The sequence below is a fragment of the Stenotrophomonas sp. SAU14A_NAIMI4_5 genome (genome assembly GCF_003086795.1).
GTDB lineage: Bacteria > Pseudomonadota > Gammaproteobacteria > Xanthomonadales > Xanthomonadaceae > Stenotrophomonas.
In genome coordinates this window covers 1,008,304-1,031,497 of sequence record NZ_CP026003.1, presented here as the reverse complement: position 1 = coordinate 1,031,497, position 23,194 = coordinate 1,008,304, and the positions used below count along the sequence as shown (strand labels likewise).

Sequence of the window (23,194 nt, the reverse complement as noted above, 5' to 3'; positions counted from 1 at the left end):
GGGTTCAGGCAATGCCGGCCAGCGGCCGGCGCTACCTCAGTGCTCGTGCGCTTCCGGGGCGGCGGCGCCGCATTCGAGCTGGTCGAGGAAGTCGACCGCGCGGCGCAGGTGCGGGATCACGATCGAGCCGCCGACCACCAGGCCGACCGAGAAGGTCTCGAAGAACTCCTCACGGGTCACCCCGGCTTCCTTGCACTGGGCCACGTGGTAGCTGATGCAGTCGTCGCAGCGCAGCACCATCGAGGCCACCAGGCCCAGCAGCTCCTTGGTCTTCACGTCCAGCGCGCCGGCCTGGTAGGTCTGCGTGTCCAGCGCGAAGAAGCGCCGCACCACCTGGTTCGGCTCGCCCAGGATGCGTTCGTTCATGCGCTTGCGGAACGCGGTAAATTCGGCGATGCGGTCCTTGCTGCCGTCGTCGGCCGCGCTCATGCCTGGCCCTGCCCGGCCAGCAGCGGCTCGAGCTTGCCTTCGCGATGCAGGGCCATCATGTCGTCGTAGCCGCCGACATGGACGTCACCGACGAAGATCTGCGGCACGCTGGTGCGGCGGGTCAGGGACATCATCTTCTCGCGCTCGACCGGGTCCAGGTCGATGCGGACCTCGGTCCACTGCTGGCCCTTGCTCTTGAGGAAGTTCTTGGCCGCCACGCAGTACGGGCAGACGGCGGTGGAATAGATGGTGATGGCGGGCGAGGCGCCAGCGGGCTGGTCTGTCACGGGAAACTCCACGATGGATCGACGGTCCATATATGGTACCGGTGTGCTGGAATTTCCACGCCACGACCGCAACACTGTGGATTAACGAATGGTTGCCCCCTGCCCTGCCACGCTTGGCGCGCCCCGCCCGAGGACCTCCCGCTTGCGAGCCCTGCTGCTGACTACCGCCGTCACCCTGGCCCTGGCCATGCCGCTGGCCCAGGCCCAGGAGAAGCTGCCGGACATCGGGTCGTCGGCCGGCGAACTGCTGACCCCGGCACGGCAGGCCGAGTACGGCGCGATGATGCTGCGCGAGCTGCGCAACTACGGGTACCTGCTGGACGACCCGCTGGTCAACGACTGGCTGCAGACCATGGGCACCCGGCTGGGCTCCAACAGCGACCAGCCGCGCCAGTCCTACACGTTCTTCGTGATGAAGGACCGCCAGATCAACGCCTTCGCCACCCTTGGCGGCTACATCGGGGTCAACGCCGGCCTGGTGCTGACGGCCGAGCGCGAGGACGAGGTGGCGGCGGTGCTGTCCCATGAAATCGCCCACGTCACCCAGCAGCACGTGCTGCGCGGGGTCGAGCGGGCCCAGCGCGACCAGATCCCGATCCTGCTGGGCATGCTGGCGGCAGTGGTGGCCGCCCAGGCCAGCAACAGCTCCTCCTCCGGCAACGCGACCATGGCCGCGATCAGCTCCGGCATGGGCCTGATGCAGCAGCGGCAGATCAACTACACCCGGTCCAACGAATCCGAGGCCGACCGCCTGGGCATCCGCACTCTGTCGCGCAGCGGCTACGACGTGGACGCCATGGCCGGCTTCTTCGAGCGGATGTCGGCCGCCATGCGCGGCAACGACGGCGGTTACCAGGCCCCGGACTTCCTGCAGACCCACCCCGTCAACACCACCCGTATCAGCGAGGCCAAGGCCCGCGCCCAGCAGATGAAGAAGGACACGGTGCTGCTGACCACCAGCACCCCCAGCGGCGAGCGCAAGGAGCGGGTCAACCCGGCCGACCCCAGCCTGAGCGAGCCGCTGCTGCGCGGCAGCAACCCCCTGCTGCCCAGCAGCGTGCTGCGCCTGCCGATCGGCCAGCTCAGCCGGGGCGCGAGTGGCGACTTCGACTGGGCCCGCGAGCGCCTGCGGGTGCTCAGCGCCGACACCACGCCGGAGCTGGAACGCGAGTACGCCGACCTGGCCCGGCGCCAGAAGGACGGCCTGACCGATGCCCAGCGCTATGGCCAGGCCCTGGCCGCCATGCGCGGCGGCCGCGCCGGCGCCAACCAGGCCCGGCAGGCCCTGGCCAGCCTGCTGCAGACCCATCCGGACAGCCTGTTCGTGGCCCTGGCCCTGGGCGAGGCGGAATCCCGTGCCGGCCAGCCGGTCCAGGCCAACGCCCGCTTCGAACAGCTGCTGCGCGAACACCCCAACAGCCGCCCGGTGGCACTGACCTACGCCGAGATCCTGAATGAACAGGGCGGACGCGAGGCCGGCCAGCGCGCCCAGGCGATGCTGCGTCCGCTGCTGTCGCAAAGCGGTAACGATCCGGTTTTCCAGCAGCGCTACGCCCGTGCCAGCGAACTGGCCGGGGACAGCGTGCGGGCCAGCGAGGCCTATGCCGAGGCGGCCTTCCTCGGCGGCCGCCCGGAGCAGGCGCTGATGCAGCTGCAGGCGCTCAAGCGCAACCCCGAGCTGGACTATGTCGGCCGCGCGCGGGTGGATGCGCGCATCGAGACCATCACCCCCACCGTGCTGGAGCTGCGCCGCCAGGGCGTGCAGGACCCGGAGCTGGACCGGCGCTGAGCGCCGCATGACCGGGGGATGGCGATCGGCGCCGATCCCGGCTAGGTAGTCACAAACATGTCATCAAACCGTAGTCTACTGGCACCACTCCAGTAACCGAGCCCTACGGTGTCCTCGTGCAGAAACGCATCCTGATCGTCGATGACGAGCCCGCGATCCGCGAAATGGTCGCCTTCGCCCTCCGCAAGGGCGATTACGAACCCGTCCACGCCGGCGATGCCCGCGAGGCCCAGACCGCGATCGCCGACCGCGTCCCCGACCTGATCCTGCTGGACTGGATGCTGCCCGGCACCAGTGGCCTGGACCTGGCCCGTCGCTGGCGCAAGGAAACCCTGACCCGCGAAGTGCCGATCATCATGCTGACCGCGCGCGGCGAAGAGAATGATCGCGTCGGCGGCCTCGAAGCCGGTGTCGACGACTACGTGGTCAAGCCGTTCTCGGCCCGCGAACTGCTGGCCCGCATCCGCGCGGTCATGCGCCGCGCCCGTGACGACGACGAAGACGGCAGCGTGGCCGTCGGCCCGATCCGCATCGACGGCGCCGCCCACCGCGTGTTCGCCAACGAACAGCCGGTGCCGATCGGCCCGACCGAATACCGCCTGCTGCACTTCTTCATGACCCACCCCGAGCGCGTCTACACCCGCGCCCAGCTGCTGGACCATGTGTGGGGCGGCAGCGTGTACGTGGAAGAACGCACCATCGACGTGCACATCCGCCGCCTGCGCAAGACGCTGGAACCGTTCAACGCCGAGAACATGGTGCAGACCGTGCGCGGCGCTGGTTACCGCTTCTCCAACGCGACCTGAGCCTCGTCGTGCCGGCACCGCGCACCCGCGGGTGCCGGTGTCGGCAACTCTGCTATAACCCTCGGTTCACCGCGTGAACCGCCGCCTCCAACGACGAGACCGCAATGCCCCGCCACATCCGCTCCGCCTGGTTTAAGACGCTGGCCTCCGTGGCAGCGGTATTGGTGCTGGCCGGCGTGGTCGGGTGGTTCAGTGGGCATCTGTGGCTGTGCATCGCGCTGGCCGCACTGGCCACGCTGACCTGGCATTACTGGCGTCTGCGCAGCGTGCTGCGCAGGCTGACCGCGCGCCAGCGCTGGGAAACCGCCGAGGAAGGTACCGGCGTGTGGAACGAGCTGGACCGCCTGCTGTACCGCAACCAGGTGGAAATGCGCGTGCGCAAGCGCCGCCTGCTGGACATGCTGCGCAGCTACCGCGCCGCCGCTGCCGCCCTGCCCGATGCAGTGGTGGTGCTGGACCGCAACAGCCAGCGCGTGCAGTGGTTCAACGAAGCGGCCACCGCCCTGCTCGGCCTGCACCACCCCGGTGACCTCGGCGAAGCCCTGGTCGAGCGCCTGCAGCCGATGCCGCTGGCACACTGGCTGGCCGGTGGCCGCAATGCCGAACCGATCCTCGACGTGCCCTCGCCGGTCGATCCGGCGATCCGCCTCAACCTGCGCCTGATTCCGTATTCGTCGGACTACTGGCTGCTGATCGCCCGCGACGTCAGCAAGCTGCTGCGCCTGGAACAGGTGCGCCGCGACTTCGTCGCCAACGTGTCGCACGAACTGCGCACCCCGCTGACCGTGGTGCACGGCTACCTGGACATGATGGATCCGGAAGACTTCCCCGGCACCGGCCCGATGCTGGAAGAAATGCGCAAGCAGAGCCAGCGCATGGCCCAGCTGGTGGAAGACCTGCTGACCCTGTCGCGGCTGGAATCGCAGGAACACAGCGAAGCAGAGACCGTGGCCATGCAGCCGATGCTGGCCACCCTGCGCCGCGAAGCCGAGGCGCACAGCCAGGGCCGCCACCAGATCAGCATCGACGACCTGGCCGGCGTGGACCTGCTGGGCTCGACCAAGGAACTGCACAGCGCGTTCTCCAACCTGGTCACCAACGCCGTGCGCTACACCCCGGCCGATGGCCGCATCGCGGTGGAGTTCCGCCGCGAGGGCGATGGCGCCGTGCTGGCCGTGCGTGACAGCGGCTACGGCATCCCCGCCACCCACCTGCCGCGCCTGACCGAACGTTTCTACCGCGTGTCCAGCAGCCGCTCGCGCGAGAGCGGTGGCACCGGCCTGGGCCTGTCCATCGTCAAGCACATCCTCGGCCTGCACCACGCACGGCTGGAGATCGAAAGCGAAGTGGGCAAGGGCTCGGTGTTCTCCTGTCATTTCGATGCCGACCACGTGCGCCCGCGCGAGTCCGCCCCCCTGACCTCCATCGAAGAATGAAGCCATGAGCAGCCTCGGATCCCTCCCCCTCCCCGTGAGCCCGGACAACGATCCACTGCGTGACCCGGCGCTCTACATCAACCGCGAACTGTCCCAGCTGGATTTCAACTTCCGCGTGCTGGCGCAGGCGATGGACCCGCAGGTGCCGCTGCTGGAGCGCCTGCGCTTCATGTGCATCTCCTGCACCAACCTGGACGAGTTCTTCGAGATCCGCGCCGCGGCCGTGCGCCACGCGCAGGAATTCGGCCTGCCGCCGGCCCCGGACGGCATGAGCCCGCAGACCATCCTCAATGCCATCCATGACCGCGCGGCGGAACTGGTGGACCAGCAGTACCGCTGCTGGAACGAGACGCTGCGCCCGGCGCTGGCCGAGGCCGGCATCGGCGTGCTCGGCCGCCACTCCTGGAACCACCGGCAGAAGCGCTGGCTGCGCGCGTACTTCCGCAACGAGATCATGCCGGTGCTGTCGCCGCTGGGCCTGGACCCGGTGCACCCGTTCCCGAAGATCCTCAACAAGTCGCTGAACATCGTCGTCGTGCTGAAGGGCACCGATGCGTTCGGCCGCGCCGGCCACCTGGCCATCGTGCGCGCACCGCGTTCGCTGCCGCGCATCATCCAGCTGCCGGAAAGCCTGGGCGGCGGGCAGAACTTCGTGTTCCTGTCCTCGGTGCTGTCGGCCTTCGTCGACGAGCTGTTCCCGGGTCTGGAAGTCCAAGGTGCCTACCAGTTCCGCGTCACCCGCAATTCCGAGCTGGTGGTGGACGAGGAAGAAGTGGAGAACCTGGCGCTGGCCCTGCGCGATGAACTGGTCGACCGCGGCTACCGCCCTGCGGTGCGCCTGGAGATCGCCGAGGACACGCCGAAGGACATCGTGCGCACCCTGCTGCAGAACTTCGGCCTGACCGAAAACGCGGTGTACCGGATCGATGGCCCGGTCAACCTCAACCGCATCATCCAGCTCTATGACCTCGTGCCGCAGCCGGACCTGAAGTACCCGCCGATGAATCCGCGCACCCTGCGCGACAGCGACGGCATCTTCGAGATCGCCCGCCGCCAGGACCTGCTGCTGCACCACCCGTTCGATGCCTTCACCGCCGTGCTGGACCTGATCAAGCAGGCCGCGGTGGACCCGAACGTGCTGGCGATCAAGCAGACCCTGTACCGCACCGGCAAGGATTCGCTGATCGTCGATGCGCTGATCCAGGCCGCCCGCAACGGCAAGGACGTGACGGTGGTGGTCGAGCTGCGCGCGCGCTTCGACGAAGAAGCCAACCTGGGCCTGGCCGATCGCCTGCAGGAAGCCGGCGTGCAGGTGGTGTACGGCGTGGTCGGCTTCAAGACCCACGCCAAGATGCTGCTGATCGTGCGCCGCGAAGGCCGCAAGCTGCGCCGCTACGTGCACCTGGGCACCGGCAACTACCACAGCGGTACCGCCCGCGCATACACCGACATCAGCCTGATCACTGCCGATGCGGACATCGGCAATGATGTGCACCTGCTGTTCCAGCAGCTGTCCGGGCTGGCCTCGAAGATGAAGCTGAAGCGCCTGCTGCAGTCGCCCTTCACCCTGCACACCGGCATCCTCGCCCGCATCGAGCGCGAGACGCGCATCGCCGCGGCCGGTCGTCCGGCGCGCATCATCGCCAAGATGAACGCGTTGAACGAACCGCAGGTGGTGCGCGCGCTGTACGCGGCCTCGCAGGCCGGCGTGCAGATCGACCTGATCATCCGCGGCGCCTGCACCCTGCGCCCGGGCGTGCCGGGCGTGTCGGACAACATCCGCGTGCGCTCGATCGTCGGCCGCTTCCTGGAGCACAGCCGCGTCTACTGGTTCGGCAACGACGGCGCACCGGAGCTGTACTGCGCCAGCGCCGACTGGCTGGAGCGCAACCTGCTGCGCCGCGTCGAGACCTGCTTCCCGATCCTCGACCCGGACCTGGCCAAGCGCGTGTACCGCGAAGTGCTGCAGAACTACCTGGACGACAACCTCAACGCCTGGGAACTGGATGCCGAGGGCATCTACCACAAGCGCACCCCGGCCCACGACGAAGCGCCGCATTCGGCGCAGATGGCGTTGATGCAGGGTCTGTAAGCCTCCCGGTGGGTCCCGACCGTTGGTCGGGACACTGCAGGGTGTCTGATCCGGTAGGTGCCGACCGCTGGTCGGAACTCAAACAGTGCCGACCAACGGTCGGCACCCACCATCAACACCGGGGTCAGAGCCCGTTGCGCAGCAACGGGATCCGACCCCGTGCCGGCCAGCGGCCGGCACTACCGCACTCCCCCTACAAAATGTGAAGGCCGCGCGGTGACGAGCACACCGCCGCTTCGGCTAACATTCGCCCATGCCGCATACCACCACGACTCCGCCCGCATTGCAGGATGGCGACCTGCTGGCCGCCATCGACCTTGGCTCCAACAGCTTCCACATGGTCATCGCGCGCTACACGCTCGGCCAGCTGCGCGTCATCGACCGCCTGCGCGAAACGGTACGCATGGCCGATGGCCTTGATGGCAAGGGCGGCCTGTCCACCGCCGCACGGCAGCGCGCGCTGGAATGCCTGGCCCGCTTCGGCCAGCGCATCCGCAACGTGCCCCCGCACCGCGTGCGCGCCCTGGCCACCAACACCGTGCGCCAGCTGCGCTCTCCGCAGTCGTTCCTGGTGCCGGCCGAAACCGCGCTCGGCCATGCCATCGAAGTGGTCAGCGGCCGCGAAGAAGCGCGCCTGATCTACCTCGGCGTGGCCCATGCACAGCCGCCCAAGGCCGACCAGCGCCGCCTGGTGATCGACATCGGCGGCGGTTCCACCGAATTCATCATCGGCAAGGGCATGCAGACCCTCGAGCGCGAGAGCCTGCAGGCCGGCTGCATCGCCAGCACCCGTCGCTTCTTCCCCGGCGGCAAGCTCAGCCGCAAGCGCTGGAAGGACGCGCTGGCCGAGATCGGCCGTGAGTTCCAGCCGTTCGCCAGCAAGTACCGCGCGCTGGGCTGGCACGAAGCCCTGGGCTCGTCGGGCACGCACAAGGCGATCAGCGAGATCTGCGCCACGATGAAGCTGAGCAAGGGCGCGATCACTGCCGAAGCCCTGCCGCAGCTGCGCGACGAACTGCTGAAGGCCAAGAAGATCGACGACATCGTGCTGCCCGGGCTGTCCGCCGACCGCCGGCCGATCATCGCCGGCGGCATCCTGGTGCTGGAAGCCGCTTTCCAGGCGCTGGGCCTGGAGAAGCTGCTGGTCAGCAAGGCCGCCATGCGCGAAGGCATCCTGTACGACATCGTCGGCCGTGCCGGCGAGAACGATCCGCGCGACGAATCGGTGGCGGCGCTGACCCTGCGCTATGGCATCGACACCGTGCAGGCCGACCGCGTGCAGGACACCGCCCTGTCGCTGCTGGAGCAGGTGCAGGAGCGCTGGAAGCTGGATGCCGACGACGCCCGCATGCTCGGCTGGGCCGCGCGCCTGCACGAGCTGGGCCTGATGATCGCCCACAGTGGTTACCACGTGCATGGCAGCTACGTGCTGGAGAACTCCGACATCGCCGGCTTCTCGCGGCAGGAGCAGCAGATGCTGGCCGCCCTGGTGCGCAGCCACCGGCGCAGCGTCGGCAAGTCGGCCTTCGATGCCCTGCCCGAGCGCCTGCTGCTGACCGCGCGCCGCCTGACCGCCCTGCTGCGGCTGGCCGTGCTGCTCAACCGCGCCCACGAAGACGCGCCGCTGCCGAAGCTGGAACTGACCGCCGACGAGACCCGCCTGTCGCTGATCGTGCCGCAGGCCTTCATCGACCCGCGGCCGCTGCTGCGCGCCGACCTGATCGGCGAGACCGAGGGCCTGGCCGGACTGGGCATCCAGTTCCGCCCCTTCGTGGCCTGACCCCGGCGGCCTGGCATCGCCAGCCGCCGCGACGCCCCATCCCGACACGCCCCATCCCGACCTGACGACGGCCCCTGACGGGGCCGTTTTCGCGTGCGCGTTTGCGCACTTTTGAAGCTGAATGGGCATTCAGGCTGCCGGACTGTGCCGAATCTGGCGACAGCACCGTGACCCTAAGGCCTTGCTTTTATTAAGTTTAGATGAAAGCCTCGCGACAACCTTTGACACATTTGGCAACAACCCCTTTACATCTGGTTAACGAACGAGAATAAATCGAAGTCACCGGCTCAGTCGCTTCGACCCGAACCGCTATTTGCAGGGCCCCTTTGGCCCTACGCCCACAGCTTCACAGAGAGAGAGACGCGATGACTTCACGCACCACCGTGCTGGGCAAGGCGATCCGCCAGGCCCTGATCGTCGGCACCGCAACCATTGCGCTGCCCGCATTCGCCCAGGACGGCGCCCCCACGACCCTCGACCGCATCGAAATCACCGGCTCGCGCATCCGCCAGGTCGACGTGGAAAGCGCGAACCCGGTGCTGGCGATCTCGCGCACCGATATCGAGCGCCAGGGCTTCGCCTCGGTGTCCGACATCCTGCAGAACGTCACCGCGATGGGCAGCCCGACCATCAGCCGCGCCAACGTGCTGACCGCCGGTGAGAACGCCGGTGGTACCTACATCGACATGCGCAACCTGGGTACCCAGCGCACCCTGGTGCTGGTCAACGGCAAGCGTCTGGGCATCAGCACCTCCGGCTACCAGGACATCTCGACCCTGCCGGTGTCGGCCGTCGAGCGCATCGAAGTGCTGAAGGACGGCGCCTCGGCCATCTACGGCTCCGACGCCATGGCCGGCGTGGTCAACATCATCACCCGCCATGACGTGACCGGCGTGACCGCCAACGTCTACCACGGCCAGTACAGCCAGGGCGACGGCGGCCGTGACCGCATCGACGTGGTCGCCGGCTGGTCCAACGACCGCGGCTCGATCACCATCTCGGCCGAACACGCCGAAGAAAAGGCCGTGTGGGCCAAGGACCGCTGGTTCAGCGCCTTCGGCAACACCGACCGCCATCCGACCGAAGGCTGGACCACCGTCAGCCAGTACGGCCAGATCACCGGCCTGAAGGGCCCGGGCTGCGCCGCCACCAGCTGCGGCTACTCGCTCAACCGCGGCAGTGACCCGCTGAACCCGGCCAACTACCACATCACCAATCCGAATGCCCCGGACGGCGATGTCAGCAACACCAACGAGCAGATGCACCTGAACTATCCGCTGAAGCGGGATTCGGTGTTCGTCGATGGCCGCCTGAACATCACCGATGCGATCCACTTCAGCACGCAGCTGGGCTACAACAAGCGTGACTCGAGCCGCCAGATCGCCGGTTATCCGCTGCAGTCGTCCACCGCCGGCATCGGCGCGATGTCGGTCAACAGCTACTTCAACCCGTTCGGCAGCCAGCACGGTTACGCCACCCCGACCGCCGTGGCCTGGAACCACCGCACCTGGGAAGTGCCGCGCGTCAGCGACAGCTCGCTGAAGACCTACCGTGCCGTGGCCGCCTTCGGTGGTTCGTTCGATATCGGTGAGCGCTTCTTCGACTGGGAAGTGGGCTACCAGTACAACAAGAACGAGCTGCGCCAGCACGCCACCGGCAACCTGCACAAGGAACGCGTGAAGAACGCGGTCGGCCCGTCGTACTACAACGCTGCCACCGGCAAGGTCGAGTGCGGCACCGCTGCCGCGCCGATCGCCAACTGCATGGTCTGGAATCCGCTGGTCGCCGCAGGCGTGGTCAGTCCGTACGGCCTGACCGGCAACCAGGCGCTGATCGACTACCTGATGCCGGCCGAAGATTCCTCCGGCAAGACCGTCGGCAAGAACTTCTTCGCCTCCATCGCGGGCAGCATCGTGACCCTGCCGGGCGGTGACCTGGGCTTTGCATTCGGCCTGGAAAACCGCAAGGAAACCGGTGAGTTCATTCCCGATGCCCTGGCCCAGACCGGCGCCACCACCAACCTGGCCTCGGGCCCGACCGGTGGCGGCTACCGCGTCAACGAAGCCTACCTGGAGCTGAATGCGCCGCTGCTGGCCGACCTGCCGGGCGCGAAGGAGCTGTCGCTGAACGCAGCGACCCGCTTCTCCGACTACGACACCTTCGGCAACACGCTCAACAGCAAGTTCGGCTTCAAGTGGAAGCCGCTGGACCAGCTGCTGGTCCGTGGTACCTGGGCCGAAGGCTTCCGCGCGCCGACCATCAATGACCTGTACGGTGGCGGTTCGGAAACCTTCACCACCGGTTACGCCGATCCCTGCGACACCGTGTACGGCGCTTCGCGCACCAGCGCCGAAGTGCGTGCCCGCTGCGCCCGCGACATCGCCGATGCCAACAACTACCGCCAGCTGAAGCAGGGCCTGGTGCCGATCACCAGCAGCACCGACCAGACCCCGGTGCCGTTCACCAGCGGCTCCAACCCGCTGCTGCAGCCGGAAACCTCCAAGAGCAAGACGCTGGGCCTGGTGTGGAGCCCGAGCTTCATCCCGAACTTCAACGCCTCGCTGGACTGGTGGAAGATCCGCATCGACAACACCATCGTTGCCGACAGCCCGAACCAGATCCTGATCGACTGCTATGAGCAGGGCGTGACCTCGCGCTGCGCACAGTTCACCCGTGATCCGGTCAACGGCATCGTCAACAAGCTGACCTACGGCAACCGTAACGCCGGCTTCCTGGAAACCGAAGGTTACGACATGGACGTGACCTATCGCTGGGATACCGATTCGTACGGCAAGTTCAGCAGCGCCTGGTCGACCACCTACGTCAGCTCGAACATCTTCCGCTCGACCAACGACACCACCGTGGTGCCGACCCCGACCAACGGCATCGGCAGCGGCTTCCGCGTGCGCTCCAACCTGACCGTGGGCTGGGACCTGGGCAACTTCGGCGTCACCTGGACCGCGCGTTACTACTCCGGCGTCAAGGAGCAGTGCCTGAGCGTCAGCGCGCATCCGGACGAGTGCTCCGATCCGGGCGTGCGCGCACCGTGGTACGCCGGTACCCGCAACTACAACGAACGTGGTTCGGTCACCTTCCACGACGTGCAGTTCCGCTACAGCCTGCCGTGGGATGCCACCGTGTCGGTCGGCGCCAACAACGTGTTCGAGAAGTACGGCCCGGTGATGTACACCAAGCCGAACTCGGTGTTCTCGTACTACGGTGGCTACGACATCGGCCGCTTCGTCTACATGAAGTACCAGCAGCGCTTCTGATCCATCGCGCCGCCGCAACACCACGACCACGGCCCTTCGGGGCCGTGGTTTTTTTTGTCGCCAATGAACTGCTCTGCGCTGCACTGGCGAGGCGGCTTCGTGCTCTTCCCGGGCCTGTCTTTCTGCGCTGCAGCGCGCGCAAGGCATTGAACGTGCGCAGGTAACGCGGAACACGACACTCCTGGTGCGGTGTGTGGTCGCTTTCCGCCTTTACGGAATTTGAACCCTGCGCGTTAGTGGGATGCCGTCGCGACGCAGGTCGTGGCGGCCGGACAGGCCCGCGCTTCGGGTGTCCGTTTCCACACATAGAGAGAGAGACTGCATGACGCCGAGCACCTCCCCGTTGGGTTGGGCGATCCGCTGTGCGCTGGCCACGGCCGGCACCGCCGCCACCCTGCCCGCACTGGCCCAGGATTCCGCCGCCCCGACCACGCTGGACCGCATCGAGATCACCGGTTCGCGCATCCGCCAGGTCGACCTGGAAACCGCGCAGCCGGTGCTGACCATCAGCCGCGCCGACATCGAACGCCAGGGCTTCAACTCGGTGGCCGACATCCTGCAGAACCTGACCGCGATGGGCAGCCCCGCCGCCAGCCGCGCCAGTCCGTTGTCGGCGGGCGAGGCCGCCGGCGGCAGCTTCGTGGACATGCGCGGGCTGGGCGCACAACGCACCCTGGTGCTGGTCAACGGCAAGCGCATGGGCATGACCACCGGCGGCCTGCAGGATATTTCCACCCTGCCTGCTGCGGCCGTCGAACGCATGGAAGTGCTCAAGGACGGCGCATCGGCCATCTATGGTTCCGATGCGATGGCCGGCGTGGTCAACATCATCACCCGCCGCAACGTGGAAGGCCTCCGCGCCAGCATCTACCAGGGCCAGTACAGCCAGGGCGACGGCGCCCGCACGCAGTACGACGTGGTGGGCGGGTGGTCCAACGACCGCGCCTCGATCAGCTTCGCCGCCGAGCACGTCGAGGAGAAAGGCGTGTGGGCCCGCGATCGCTGGTTCAGCGCCTACACCAACACCGACCGCCATCCTGCCGATGGCTGGACCTCGGTCGGCCAGTGGGGCCGCATCACCGGCTTCAATGGCCCGGGCTGCGCCAGCAGCCGTGGCTGCAGCTACTCGCTGGATCGTGGTGCTGCGCCCGGTGGCCCGGGCAGCTTCCACCTGAGCGACGACACGCCGTTCACCGGCGATGTCAGCAACAGCAACGAGCAGATGCATGTGCAGACGCCGATCAAGCGCGATTCGATCTTCGTCGATGGCCGCGTGGCGCTGACCGATGCGCTGCACTTCAACACCCAGCTGGCCTACAACCGACGCGAGACCACCCGGCAGATCGCCGGCTACCCGTTCCAGTCCGGCGCCGCGGGCATCAATCCGATGTCGAAGGACAGCTGGTTCAATCCGTTCGGCAGCCACCACGGCTACCAGGCACCCAGCGACGTGAACTGGAACCGGCGCCTCTGGGAAGTCCCGCGCGTGAGCGTCAGCGACCTCACCACCTGGCAGGGCGTGGCCGCGTTCGAGGGCAGCTTCGAAGTGGGCGCGCACGGCTTCGACTGGGAAGCGGGCTACCAGTACAACCGCAGCGAACTGACCCAGCGCGCGACCGGCAACCTGCACAAGCAGCGCGTCGAGGATGCCACCGGCCCGTCGTTCTACAACGCCGCGACCGGCAAGGTCGAATGCGGTACGCCGGGCGCACCGGTGGCCGGCTGCATGCCGTGGAATCCGCTGGTGCCCCATGGCCAGCATGACGCCAATGGCCTGGCGGGCAACCAGGCCCTGATGGACTGGCTGTTCCCCGAGGAGATCAGCCGCGGCCGCACCACCAGCCGCAACCTGTTCGCCACCCTGAGCGGCACCGTGCTGACCCTGCCGGCCGGCGACCTCGGCATGGCCGTGGGCCTGGAGAGCCGCCGCGAGGACGGCCGCTTCATTCCCGACCCGCTGGCCCAGACCGGCGCCACCACCAACCTCGCCGCGGGGCCGACCGGCGGCGGCTACCGGGTGGATGAGGCCTACCTGGAGCTGAGCGTGCCGCTGCTGCGCGACCTGCCCGCGGCGCACGAGCTCACCGTCAATGCCGCCACCCGCTATTCGGATTACAGCACCTTCGGCGACACCCTCAACAGCAAGTTCGGCTTCACCTGGAAACCCATCGAGCAGGTGCTGCTGCGCGGCACCTGGGCACAGGGCTTCCGCTCGCCGACGATCGCCAATCTGTATGGCGGCGGTTCGCAGACTTTCACCACCGGCTTCCGCGATCCCTGCGACACGGTGCACGGCGCCGCCGCCAGCAGCCCGGCCGTGCGTGCGCGCTGCGCGGCCGACATCGCCAACGCCGACAGCTACCGCCAGCTGGGCCAGGGCAACGTGCCGATTGAAAGCAGCAGTGGCCAGACCCCGCTGCCGTTCACCAACGGCTCCAACCCCGACCTGCAGCCGGAAACCGCCACCAGCCGCACCCTTGGCGTGGTCTGGAGCCCGGGCTTCGCGCCCGGCCTGAACGTCGCGCTGGACTGGTGGAGGATCCGCATCGACAACACCATCGTCGCCGACCACCCCAACGACATGCTGCGCGACTGCTATGAACTGGGCATCTCCGAGCGCTGTGCCGGCTTCACCCGCGACCCGGTGCTGGGCATCGTCGACAGGCTGACTTACGGCGTGCGCAACAGCGGCTTCCGCGAAACCGAAGGCTACGACCTGGAACTGAGCCATCGCTGGGAAACCGACTGGGGCACCCTGCGCACCGACTGGAAGAGCACCTACGTGGTGTCGGCGCTGGAACGCAGCACCAATGACGCGGACGTCGTGCCGACACCCGGCAATGGTCTGGCCGGCGCGAGCGGCATCGGCTTCCGTACCCGTTCCAACCTGTCGCTGGACTGGGAGCGCGGCAACTTCGGCATCAACTGGGGCCTGCGCTACTACTCGGCGGTGAAGGAACAGTGCTTCAGCCCGCGCCTGCATGCCGATGAATGCTCGCACCCGGGCCAGCAGGCCCCGTGGTACAGCGGCGTGCGCGACTACAACCGCCGCGGCTCGACCACCTTCCACGACGTGCAGGTCCGCTACTCGCTGCCGTGGGACGCCACCGTCTCGGTCGGTGCCAACAACGTGTTCGAGAAGTACGGCCCGATCATGTACACCCAGCCGAGCGCCAACTTCTCCTACTACGGTGGCTATGACATCGGCCGCTTCATCTACATGAAGTACCAGCAGCGCTTCTGATCCACGGCACGGCCCTTCGGGGCCGTGCTCCGCCGGCCGGCGCGGCCGTCATACGACGGTCGCAATGTGGTCACAACCACTACATGGGCAGGGCCGAGCATGCCGGAAAACCGGAGGCCCGCCATGCGCCATGCCATTGTCACCGAGACCTATCCGCCGGAAGTCAACGGCGTCGCGCTCACCGTGCAGGGCCTGGAGCAGGGCCTGCGCGCGTCCGGGCATGAGGTCGACCTGATCCGTCCACGACAGGCCAGTGAAGCACTGGACGCGGCGCCCGGCACGCTGCTGGTGCCGGGCGCCGCCCTGCCCCGCTACCCCGGCCTGCGCTTCGGCCTGCCCGCGCCGATCCGGCTTGGCCGGCACTGGCAGCAGCAGCGCCCCGATGCGGTCTATATCGCCACCGAAGGCCCGCTGGGCTGGTCGGCGCTGCGCACCGCCCGCCGCCTCGGCATCCCGGTGGCGACCGGCTTCCACACCCGCTTCGACGAGTACCTGCCCGACTATGGCGTGGCCTGGCTGCAGACGGCGGCGATGCGCTGGATGCGTCGCTTCCACAACCAGGCCGATGCCACCCTGGTGCCGACCCGCGAACTGCAGCAGTTCCTTACCGACCAGGGCTTCGAGCGGGTGCGCCTGCTGGCCCGCGCCGTCGACAGCCAGCAGTTCGAACCCAGCCGGCGCGATCCCGCCCTGCGCGAGGAATGGGGCGTCGACGGCAACGGCCTGGTCGCCATCTACGTCGGCCGCATCGCCGCCGAGAAGAACCTCGGCCTGGCGGTGAAGGCCTTCCGCCGCCTGCAGCAGGTGCGGCCGAAAGCGCGCTTCGTGTTCGTCGGCGAAGGCCCGGCGCGCGAGAAGCTGGCCCACGAGAATCCGGATTTCATCTTCTGCGGCATCCAGCGCGGCGACGCCCTGGCCCGCCACTTCGCCAGCGGCGACCTGTTCCTGTTCCCCAGCCGCAGCGAGACGTTCGGCAACGTGACTCTGGAAAGCATGGCCTGCGGCCTGGCCACGGTGGCCTTCGATTACGGCGCCGCGCGCGAGTACCTGCGCAATGGTGAAAACGGCGCGGCGGTGGATACCGACGAGGCGTTCGTCGAGGCAGCCGTGCAGCTGGCCAGCGACGATGTGCTACGCCGCGAGCTGGGCAGCAACGCCGCCCGCGCGATGAAGCGCCTGCACCCGCAGCAGGTGGTGGCCGAATTCGAAACGCTGCTGGCCGAACTGGCCCAGGCACGGAGGACCGGACATGCGCACAACGCCGCTTGAAGGACTGGCCGGCCGCGAAGCACGGCTGTGCCGCCGGGCAAACCACTACTGCCGGCGCCGCCGCGTGCGCCGCCTGTTCTCGGTCATCAGCCGGCTGGGTGATGGCGTGTTCTGGTACGTGCTGATGGGCGCACTGGTGCTGGTCGATGGCTTCGACGGCCTGCGCGCGTCGGTGCACATGGCCGCCACCGGCCTGGCCGCCCTGCTGCTGTACAAGGGCCTGAAGCGCTGGACCCGGCGCCCGCGCCCGTACGCGGCCGACCTGCGCATCCGCGCCTGGGTGGCACCGCTGGACGAGTTCAGCTTCCCTTCCGGGCACACCCTGCACGCGGTGTCGTTCACCATCGTGGCGCTGGCCTACTACCCGTGGCTGGCGCCGTTGCTGGTGCCCTTCACCTTCGGCGTGGGCCTGTCGCGCGTGGTGCTGGGCCTGCACTACCCGAGCGACGTGCTGGCCGCCACCGGCATCGCCGCGCTGCTGGCCGCGGCCAGCCTGGCCTGGCTGCCGCTGCCGGTGTAGCCCCCAGGGGTCAGAGCCCTTTCCGCAGGAAAGGGATCTGACCCCGACGCGGCGAGCCGATGCCCTAGAATGACTGCATGACGACGCTGTTCATTTCCGATCTGCACCTGGACCCCAGCCGTCCAGCCATCACCGACCTGTTCCTGCGCTTCCTGCGCGAGGACGCGCCCGGCGCGGACGCGCTGTACATCCTGGGCGACCTGTTCGAAGCCTGGATCGGCGATGACACGCCTTCGCCGGCCGCCGATGCGGTGGCCGATGCGCTGAAGGTGCTGTCCGACAGCGGCGTGCCGGTGTTCTTCATGCGTGGCAACCGCGATTTCCTGCTGGGCGAAGACTACGCCCGCCGCGCCGGCCTGCGCATCCTGCCCGACCCGTGCGTGATCGAGCTGTACGGCCGTGCGGTGATGCTGCAGCACGGCGACCTGCTGTGCACCGATGACATCCCCTATCAGCAGTTCCGCGCGCAGACCCGCGACCCGATGTTCCAGGCGCAGTTCCTGTCGCAGCCGCTGGCCGCGCGCATCGCGTTCGCGCAGAAGGCGCGCGATGCCAGCCAGGCACGCCAGTCGGAAATGAAGCAGGGTGACCGCGCGCAGTTCGAGACGGTCACCGACGTGGCCCCGGCCGAAGTCGAGGCGACTTTCGTGCGCCATGGCGTGGACACGATGATCCACGGCCACACCCATCGCCCGGCCATCCACACGCTGCAGGCCGGCGGCCGCAGCTGCACCCGCATCGTGCTGGGCGACTGGTACGAACAGGGTTCGGTCCTGCGCGTGGATGCCGACGGCTGGCGCCTGGATTCGCTCAAGCGCGAATGACGGATTGCCGGGTGCCCACCAAGGTTGGCATCTACCAGAGCGCGCAGGCCGGTAGACGCCGACCTTGGTCGGCGGGTGCCATCCGGTAGCCGCCTCAGCGGAAGCCGGCCACCGTCTGCTTGGTGGTGACCAGTACGCGCTGGTTGTCGGCCGAACTGGCAATGCCCATCGGGATGCCGTTGTAGCTGATGTTCGGGTTGGACCAGTAGTTCAGGCGCGGGCAGCCACGGGTGCAGTCATAGGCCATGATCGTGCGCCAGCCGGTACCGCTGGCCGGCTCGTAACGGTAGCCGTGGCCGAACGCATACGGCGAGGTGCTCGGATCGTTGGCGATGTCATGCCGGGCACTCTGCAGGTGGCCGATCTCGTGCGCGAAGGAGTAGTAGCCCGTCGCGCAGTCCCAGTACACCGCCGCGAACGCCGTCGCCGCGGTTGAACCAATGCCCGAGGCCAGGCCGCAGTAGCTGGTGTTGTTGATCAGCAGCACGCCGACATCCGCCGTGGTGGCGTTGCGGCTGGCATGGATGCTGTCCATGTAACCGTCGCTGGTGTTGCGGAAGCGGGTGAGGTCGGTGGTGAAGTTGCCCGACTCGGTGTAGCTGGTGGTTTCATAACCGGCCAGCTGCATGGTGATGCCGACGTTGCTGTTGGCATACCCCTGGTTGGATTCGGCCACTGCCAGCTGCACCAGCGACTGCATGTTGCCGCCGTAGGCCGCCACCGCCGCATTGGTGGCCACCACCAGCACGCGGATGGTGGCCGGCGTGCCCGACGAGGCCTGGGCGATGCCGAGGCGTTCACTGTCCCCCATCGGAATCTTCGGCAGCTGGTTGTAGTCGGCCGGATGATCGGCCGGCATCCGGGTTTCATCCACCGCCACCAGGATATGGCGGTCGCCCAGTGGACGCAGGCGGTACAGCTTGCCGTCCTTGCGGATCGAGCCGGTGAGGGTGTTGCCCGAGCGCACCACGATCAGCGAATTGCCCGGGTCGTCCTGGCCGTTGGAGGTGGCCTTCTGCAGACGGTCGGAGGGCGTGCGGATCTGCCCGTACCAGACGCTGCCGCCATCGGGCAGTGACTCGACCTTGCTGCGGATCGCCTGCACCTTCTGTCCCAGCAGCTCGAATTCCAGCTGCGGCTGCGAGGTGGCGGCCGCATCGATGCGTACTTCCTGCACGGTGGCGGTGGACGGCGTGGACAGCAGCCGGGCCAGCGCGGGATCACTGCCGGCCGAAACGCGGCTGAGGATGGTCACCGGTTCAAACAACGGCGCGGCACTGGCCGCCGCCGCCACCGAAAGGCCCAACAACACGCCAACCGCCGTTCTACCCATCGATCTGGACATCATTCTGGTCGCTCCTGAAGTGAGGTGGACAGCCTTGATGCATCACGACCCGGTTTGCCGGGTCTGGCCATTCGACCCGTCCGGCGCATGTGAATTCAATAGAAGATGCCTGTGGGAATCCGGATCTGTGATGGAGCGCAGCAGCGTTCAGTCAGGTAAAAAGCGGCAGTACACTTCGCCAACACGCAGCTTTCGCGCCACCGTGACGTGGCCACGACGGGGAATGCACATGGCACCAGGCCAGCACCAGGCAGACACCGACGCCGATCCCGGCGTGCGGCGCATCGGCGTGCTGCACATCGGCATGTTCTTCGACGGCACCCGCAACAACGCGCACAACCTCGCACGCGGGCGTCCGCAGGCCCCGCAGCCGCGCCCTGCCCTGCTGCGTGCCGACGACGACTCGACCTACCAGAGCCGGCTGACCAGCAGCTACGACAACGGCACCACCAACATCACCCGGCTGTACCAGCTGTACCCGGACAGCCGGCGCTCGCCCGGGGTCGGCGCATCGCTGGCGATCTACATCGAAGGCGTCGGCACCCGCGACGATGCCGAGGATGACCTGATCGGGCTTGCGTTCGGCGTGGGCGCCAGCGGCGTGCGCGCGAAGGTGCAGCGCGCGTTGCAGGTCCTGCTGCCGGCTGCCCTGGCCGCACTCGCGGCCAAGGCGCACACCCCGCTGCACAGCGTGCAGGTGGATCTGTTCGGCTACTCGCGGGGCGCAGCGGCGGCGCGCGATGTCGCCAACCAGCTGCGCGGGTGGGACGGCGCGCGCTGGCGTCAGCTGCTCCTGCAGGCAGGCCTGGCATGCGCGGCGGATTTCGCAGTGCAGCGCCCGGCGCTGCGCTTCATCGGCCTGTTCGACACGGTGGTGGCGGTCAGCGGCGGCCGCGCCGACGAGCAGCCGCAGCTGGCCCTGCCTGTGGGCATCGCCGGCCGCGTGGTGCAGCTGGTGGCCCGCGATGAACACCGCCAGCACTACCCGCTGACCACGGTGGCACCGGCGCATGCCGAGATCGTGCTGCCCGGCGTGCACGCCAACATCGGCGGTGGCTACGACCAGACCGAGGAAGGTCCGAAGCTGTTGAGCCGTCCGCGCCGGCAGCAGCTGCGCCGCCCGCCGGTGCCCGACTACCAGACACCTTCACTGGCGCAGCTGCAGGCGACCACGGTGTACGCCGAAGCACAGGCCGATGCCGAGCGCTGGCGGCAGCAGCTGGGCGTGGATGAGAAGGAGGTGTGGGTGGATGTCTGGCACCAGTGGCAGCAGCAGCGCCGTGCCGGCAGCCGCAGCGTGCTGCTGGCCCCGGTGCTGTACGTGACCGCAGCGGTGGTGCTGCGCCGGCCCATCGACTGGCGTTACCAGCTGGTCGCCCTGCAGGTGATGCAGCGGCAGGCCCACGACGCCGGCGTGCAGTGGACCGCCGAGGCCGCCGACGTGGCGGACTGGGCGCTGCCCGCTGCACTGCAGCCGATCGCGCGGCGGCTGCTGGAGGGCCAGGCACTGACCCCGACGCAGGAAGCGCTGCTGCGCCGCCGCTACCTGATGCAGTCGGCGCACTGGAACTTCGATGCACTGGGCGACACCGCGCTGACCTATGCCGCCGATGCCGGGGTGAGCGAGTTGCCGTATCGACCCGGGCCGGGGTTGTTCTACATCAACCGGCCGACCGTGGATGGCAGGCGCGTGGTGTTGCCCAACGCCTGAAAAGCATCCACGCATGGCGTGGATCTACTGGTGCAGCCTGATGAAGTAGATCCACGGCATGCGTGGCGCGGATCAACCCGCCTGTTCGATCAGATTGGCCAGTTCGTCGGCATCGAAACCGGCCAGCAGGCGGGCTTCGAGGTTGAACGGGCCGTGCAGGTAGCCGCCGGCGTATTCCAGCAGCAGTTCCTTGAAGCGTGCGCGCGGTTCGACGCCGGCACGTTCGCAGTACCAGCGGTACCAGCGCGAGCCGGCAGCGACGTGCGCCACTTCCTCGCGCAGGATCACTTCCAGCACATCGGCAGTTTCAGCGTCGCCGACATTGCGCAGCTTCTCGATCATGCCCGGCGTCACGTCCAGCCCGCGGGCTTCCAGCACGCGCGGCACCAGCGCCATGCGCGCCAGGCCATCGTGCGCGGTCTTCTCGCACATTTCCCACAGGCCGTTGTGCGCGGGGAAATCGGCGTACTCGTGGCCATGCACCTGCAGCCGCTCGCGCAGCAGCAGGAAGTGCCGGGACTCATCATCGGCGCAGCTGACCCAGTCGGCATGGAACGCCGCCGGCAGGCCACGGAAGCGATACACCGCATCCCAGGCCAGGTCGATCGCGTTCAGTTCGATATGGGCGATGGCGTGGATGAAGGCAGCGCGGCCTTCCACCCCGCCCAGCCCGCGACGCGGCACCTGCCGCGGGTGCACCAATACCAGCTGCGCGGGACGGCCGGGCATGCGGATCGCGTCGGGCGGCGGCGCGTCGGCGGGCACCTTCAGGCGCCCGGCACGGAACGCGGCCGCATAGGCCTGGGTCAGCGCGACCTTGCGCAGCGGGTCGGCTTCGGCGAGGCACTGCTGCGCAGCGCGCAGCAGGTCGCCACCGACGTTGGGTACATCCACCACGGCCTGGGCCTCAGGCGCGGCGCTTGTGCTTGGCGTCGTCCGAACGCAGCTGCTGGATGCGCTCGAAGTAGCCCGGCTCGATGCCCGTCGGGTAATGGCCGTTGAAGCACGACGAATCGAAGCTGCGCAGCGCCGTGTTGCCTTCGCTCACCGCCGCTTCCATGTCCTCGATGTCCTGGTAGATCAGCCAGTCGCAGCCCAGGTGGGCTTCGATCTCTTCCACCGTGCGGTTGTGCGCGACCAGTTCCTCGGCCGCCGGCATGTCGATGCCGTAGATGTTCGGGAAACGCACCGGTGGCGCGGCGCTGGCCAGGTAGACCTTGCGCGCGCCTGCGTCACGGGCCATCTGCACGATCTGCTGGCTGGTGGTGCCGCGCACGATCGAGTCGTCCACCAGCAGCACCACGCGGTTGCGGAATTCCAGGTGGATCGGGTTGAGCTTGCGGCGCACCGACTTCACCCGCTCACCCTGCCCCGGCATGATGAAGGTACGGCCGATGTAGCGGTTCTTGATGAAGCCTTCGCGGTACTTCACGCCGAGCACGTTGGAGATTTCCAGCGCGGCGTCGCGCGAGGTGTCCGGGATCGGGATGATGGTGTCGATGTCGTGGTCCGGGCGCAGGCGCAGGATCTTCTCGCCCAGCTTGATGCCCATGCGCATGCGCGCCTTGTGCACCGACACGTTGTCGATCATCGAATCGGGGCGTGCGAAGTACACGTACTCGAAGATGCACGGGGTGTGCTCGGCCGGCTCGGCGCAGATCTCCGAGAACAGCTCGCCACGCGCGGTGATCACCAGCGCTTCGCCCGGCTGCACGTCGCGCACGCGCTGGAAGCCCAGCACGTCCAGCGCGGCCGATTCGGAGGCCACGATGTACTCATCGCCTTCGGCGTGGCTGCGCTTGCCCAGCACCAGCGGACGGATGCCATGCGGATCGCGGAAGGCCACCAGGCCCAGGCCCAGCACTACGCTGACCACCGCATAGCCGCCCTTGCAGCGGCGGTGCACGCCGGCGACGGCACGGATGGCTGCTTCCGGGCTGAGCTGGCGCTGCTGTTCCAGTTCGTAGGCAAACACGTTCAGCAGCACTTCGCTGTCCGAATCGGTGTTGACGTTGCGGCGGTCCTGCTCGAACACCTGGCGACGCAGGTCTTCGGTGTTGATCAGGTTGCCGTTGTGGGCCAGCGCGATGCCGTACGGCGAATTGACGTAGAACGGCTGCGCCTCGTCCATGCCTTCCGAACCGGCAGTCGGGTAACGCACGTGGGCGATGCCGATGTTGCCTTCCAGGGTGGACATGGTGCGGGCGTCGAACACGTCGCGGACCAGGCCGGTGGCCTTCTGTACCCGCAGGCGGCTGCCGCTGGCGGTGGCGATGCCTGCCGCGTCCTGGCCGCGATGCTGGAGGACGGTCAAGCCGTCATACAACTGCCCGGCGACGTTCTGGTTGCCGACGATTCCGACGATGCCACACATGGTGCGAGGTCTCCGC

The 23,194-nt window shown here is 67.9% G+C and carries 16 protein-coding genes; 11 read left to right on the top strand and 5 right to left on the bottom strand.

Annotated features, from left to right (window positions below):
• Positions 1-36 precede the first annotated feature (36 nt).
• Both C1925_RS04730 and grxC read right to left on the bottom strand, forming a co-directional pair.
• The gene (locus tag C1925_RS04730; protein ID WP_108767890.1) at positions 37-429 is read right to left on the bottom strand and encodes a carboxymuconolactone decarboxylase family protein; all 393 of its coding nucleotides are present in this window, start codon (positions 427-429) and stop codon (positions 37-39) included.
• Positions 426-716, bottom strand: a complete 291-nt coding sequence (grxC, locus tag C1925_RS04725) for a glutaredoxin 3 (RefSeq protein ID WP_108770618.1) — start codon at positions 714-716, stop codon at positions 426-428. The genes C1925_RS04730 and grxC overlap by 4 nt, the downstream gene beginning before the upstream one ends.
• 88 nt (positions 717-804) lie before the next feature.
• Here grxC and C1925_RS04720 point away from each other — a divergent pair, with 88 nt between their 5' ends.
• From C1925_RS04720 to lpxH, 10 genes are all read left to right on the top strand, one after another.
• Entirely contained in the window at positions 805-2,505 is a 1,701-nt protein-coding gene (locus tag C1925_RS04720; RefSeq protein WP_174213487.1) for a M48 family metalloprotease, read from the top strand.
• A gap of 116 nt (positions 2,506-2,621) precedes the next feature.
• A complete protein-coding gene (gene phoB, locus C1925_RS04715) occupies positions 2,622-3,311 on the top strand; it encodes a phosphate regulon transcriptional regulator PhoB (protein ID WP_108767888.1) in 690 nt (229 codons plus the stop codon).
• A gap of 104 nt (positions 3,312-3,415) precedes the next feature.
• Entirely contained in the window at positions 3,416-4,747 is a 1,332-nt protein-coding gene (gene phoR, locus C1925_RS04710; RefSeq protein WP_108767887.1) for a phosphate regulon sensor histidine kinase PhoR, read from the top strand.
• A 4-nt stretch (positions 4,748-4,751) separates the two neighbouring features.
• On the top strand, positions 4,752-6,839 hold the full coding sequence (ppk1, locus tag C1925_RS04705) for a polyphosphate kinase 1 (protein WP_108767886.1): 2,088 nt from the start codon (positions 4,752-4,754) through the stop codon (positions 6,837-6,839).
• A 253-nt stretch (positions 6,840-7,092) separates the two neighbouring features.
• On the top strand, positions 7,093-8,619 hold the full coding sequence (ppx, locus tag C1925_RS04700) for an exopolyphosphatase (RefSeq protein ID WP_108767885.1): 1,527 nt from the start codon (positions 7,093-7,095) through the stop codon (positions 8,617-8,619).
• 365 nt (positions 8,620-8,984) lie between these two features.
• Entirely contained in the window at positions 8,985-11,891 is a 2,907-nt protein-coding gene (locus tag C1925_RS04695; RefSeq protein ID WP_108767884.1) for a TonB-dependent receptor, read from the top strand.
• A 322-nt stretch (positions 11,892-12,213) separates the two neighbouring features.
• On the top strand, positions 12,214-15,135 hold the full coding sequence (locus tag C1925_RS04690) for a TonB-dependent receptor (RefSeq protein ID WP_108767883.1): 2,922 nt from the start codon (positions 12,214-12,216) through the stop codon (positions 15,133-15,135).
• Between the two features lie 123 nt (positions 15,136-15,258).
• The gene (locus tag C1925_RS04685) at positions 15,259-16,404 is read left to right on the top strand and encodes a glycosyltransferase family 1 protein (RefSeq protein ID WP_108767882.1); all 1,146 of its coding nucleotides are present in this window, start codon (positions 15,259-15,261) and stop codon (positions 16,402-16,404) included.
• Positions 16,385-16,924: a phosphatase PAP2 family protein gene (locus tag C1925_RS04680; RefSeq protein WP_108767881.1), complete on the top strand. Its 540-nt coding sequence runs from the start codon at positions 16,385-16,387 to the stop codon at positions 16,922-16,924. The genes C1925_RS04685 and C1925_RS04680 overlap by 20 nt, the downstream gene beginning before the upstream one ends.
• 77 nt (positions 16,925-17,001) lie before the next feature.
• Complete coding sequence (lpxH, locus tag C1925_RS04675) at positions 17,002-17,748, top strand: UDP-2,3-diacylglucosamine diphosphatase (protein ID WP_108767880.1); 747 nt, start codon at positions 17,002-17,004, stop codon at positions 17,746-17,748.
• A gap of 94 nt (positions 17,749-17,842) precedes the next feature.
• Here lpxH and C1925_RS04670 read toward each other — a convergent pair whose 3' ends face one another.
• Complete coding sequence (locus C1925_RS04670) at positions 17,843-19,096, bottom strand: zinc-dependent metalloprotease (protein ID WP_108767879.1); 1,254 nt, start codon at positions 19,094-19,096, stop codon at positions 17,843-17,845.
• A gap of 226 nt (positions 19,097-19,322) precedes the next feature.
• Here C1925_RS04670 and C1925_RS04665 point away from each other — a divergent pair, with 226 nt between their 5' ends.
• Positions 19,323-20,804, top strand: a complete 1,482-nt coding sequence (locus tag C1925_RS04665) for a DUF2235 domain-containing protein (RefSeq protein WP_108767878.1) — start codon at positions 19,323-19,325, stop codon at positions 20,802-20,804.
• Between the two features lie 72 nt (positions 20,805-20,876).
• Here the strand turns inward: C1925_RS04665 and C1925_RS04660 are convergent, their stop codons facing one another.
• Together C1925_RS04660 and purF are read right to left on the bottom strand one after the other, a co-directional pair.
• Complete coding sequence (locus C1925_RS04660; RefSeq protein ID WP_108767877.1) at positions 20,877-21,701, bottom strand: ferritin-like domain-containing protein; 825 nt, start codon at positions 21,699-21,701, stop codon at positions 20,877-20,879.
• 10 nt (positions 21,702-21,711) lie between these two features.
• Positions 21,712-23,178, bottom strand: coding sequence for an amidophosphoribosyltransferase (gene purF, locus C1925_RS04655; RefSeq protein WP_108767876.1), 1,467 nt, complete (start codon positions 23,176-23,178; stop codon positions 21,712-21,714).
• Between the last annotated feature and the right edge of the window lie 16 nt (positions 23,179-23,194).

Bases quoted from the DNA above. Each gene is read 5' to 3' on its own strand.
- C1925_RS04730 (WP_108767890.1), bottom strand. From the start codon at position 429: ATGAGCGCGGCCGACGACGGCAGCAAGGACCGCATCGCCGAATTTACC.
- C1925_RS04720 (WP_174213487.1), top strand. From the start codon at position 805: ATGGTTGCCCCCTGCCCTGCCACGCTTGGCGCGCCCCGCCCGAGGACC.
- phoR (WP_108767887.1), top strand. From the start codon at position 3,416: ATGCCCCGCCACATCCGCTCCGCCTGGTTTAAGACGCTGGCCTCCGTG.
- ppk1 (WP_108767886.1), top strand. From the start codon at position 4,752: ATGAGCAGCCTCGGATCCCTCCCCCTCCCCGTGAGCCCGGACAACGAT.
- ppx (WP_108767885.1), top strand. From the start codon at position 7,093: ATGCCGCATACCACCACGACTCCGCCCGCATTGCAGGATGGCGACCTG.
- C1925_RS04695 (WP_108767884.1), top strand. From the start codon at position 8,985: ATGACTTCACGCACCACCGTGCTGGGCAAGGCGATCCGCCAGGCCCTG.
- C1925_RS04690 (WP_108767883.1), top strand. From the start codon at position 12,214: ATGACGCCGAGCACCTCCCCGTTGGGTTGGGCGATCCGCTGTGCGCTG.
- C1925_RS04685 (WP_108767882.1), top strand. From the start codon at position 15,259: ATGCGCCATGCCATTGTCACCGAGACCTATCCGCCGGAAGTCAACGGC.
- C1925_RS04680 (WP_108767881.1), top strand. From the start codon at position 16,385: ATGCGCACAACGCCGCTTGAAGGACTGGCCGGCCGCGAAGCACGGCTG.
- lpxH (WP_108767880.1), top strand. From the start codon at position 17,002: ATGACGACGCTGTTCATTTCCGATCTGCACCTGGACCCCAGCCGTCCA.
- C1925_RS04670 (WP_108767879.1), bottom strand. From the start codon at position 19,096: ATGATGTCCAGATCGATGGGTAGAACGGCGGTTGGCGTGTTGTTGGGC.
- C1925_RS04665 (WP_108767878.1), top strand. From the start codon at position 19,323: ATGGCACCAGGCCAGCACCAGGCAGACACCGACGCCGATCCCGGCGTG.
- purF (WP_108767876.1), bottom strand. From the start codon at position 23,178: ATGTGTGGCATCGTCGGAATCGTCGGCAACCAGAACGTCGCCGGGCAG.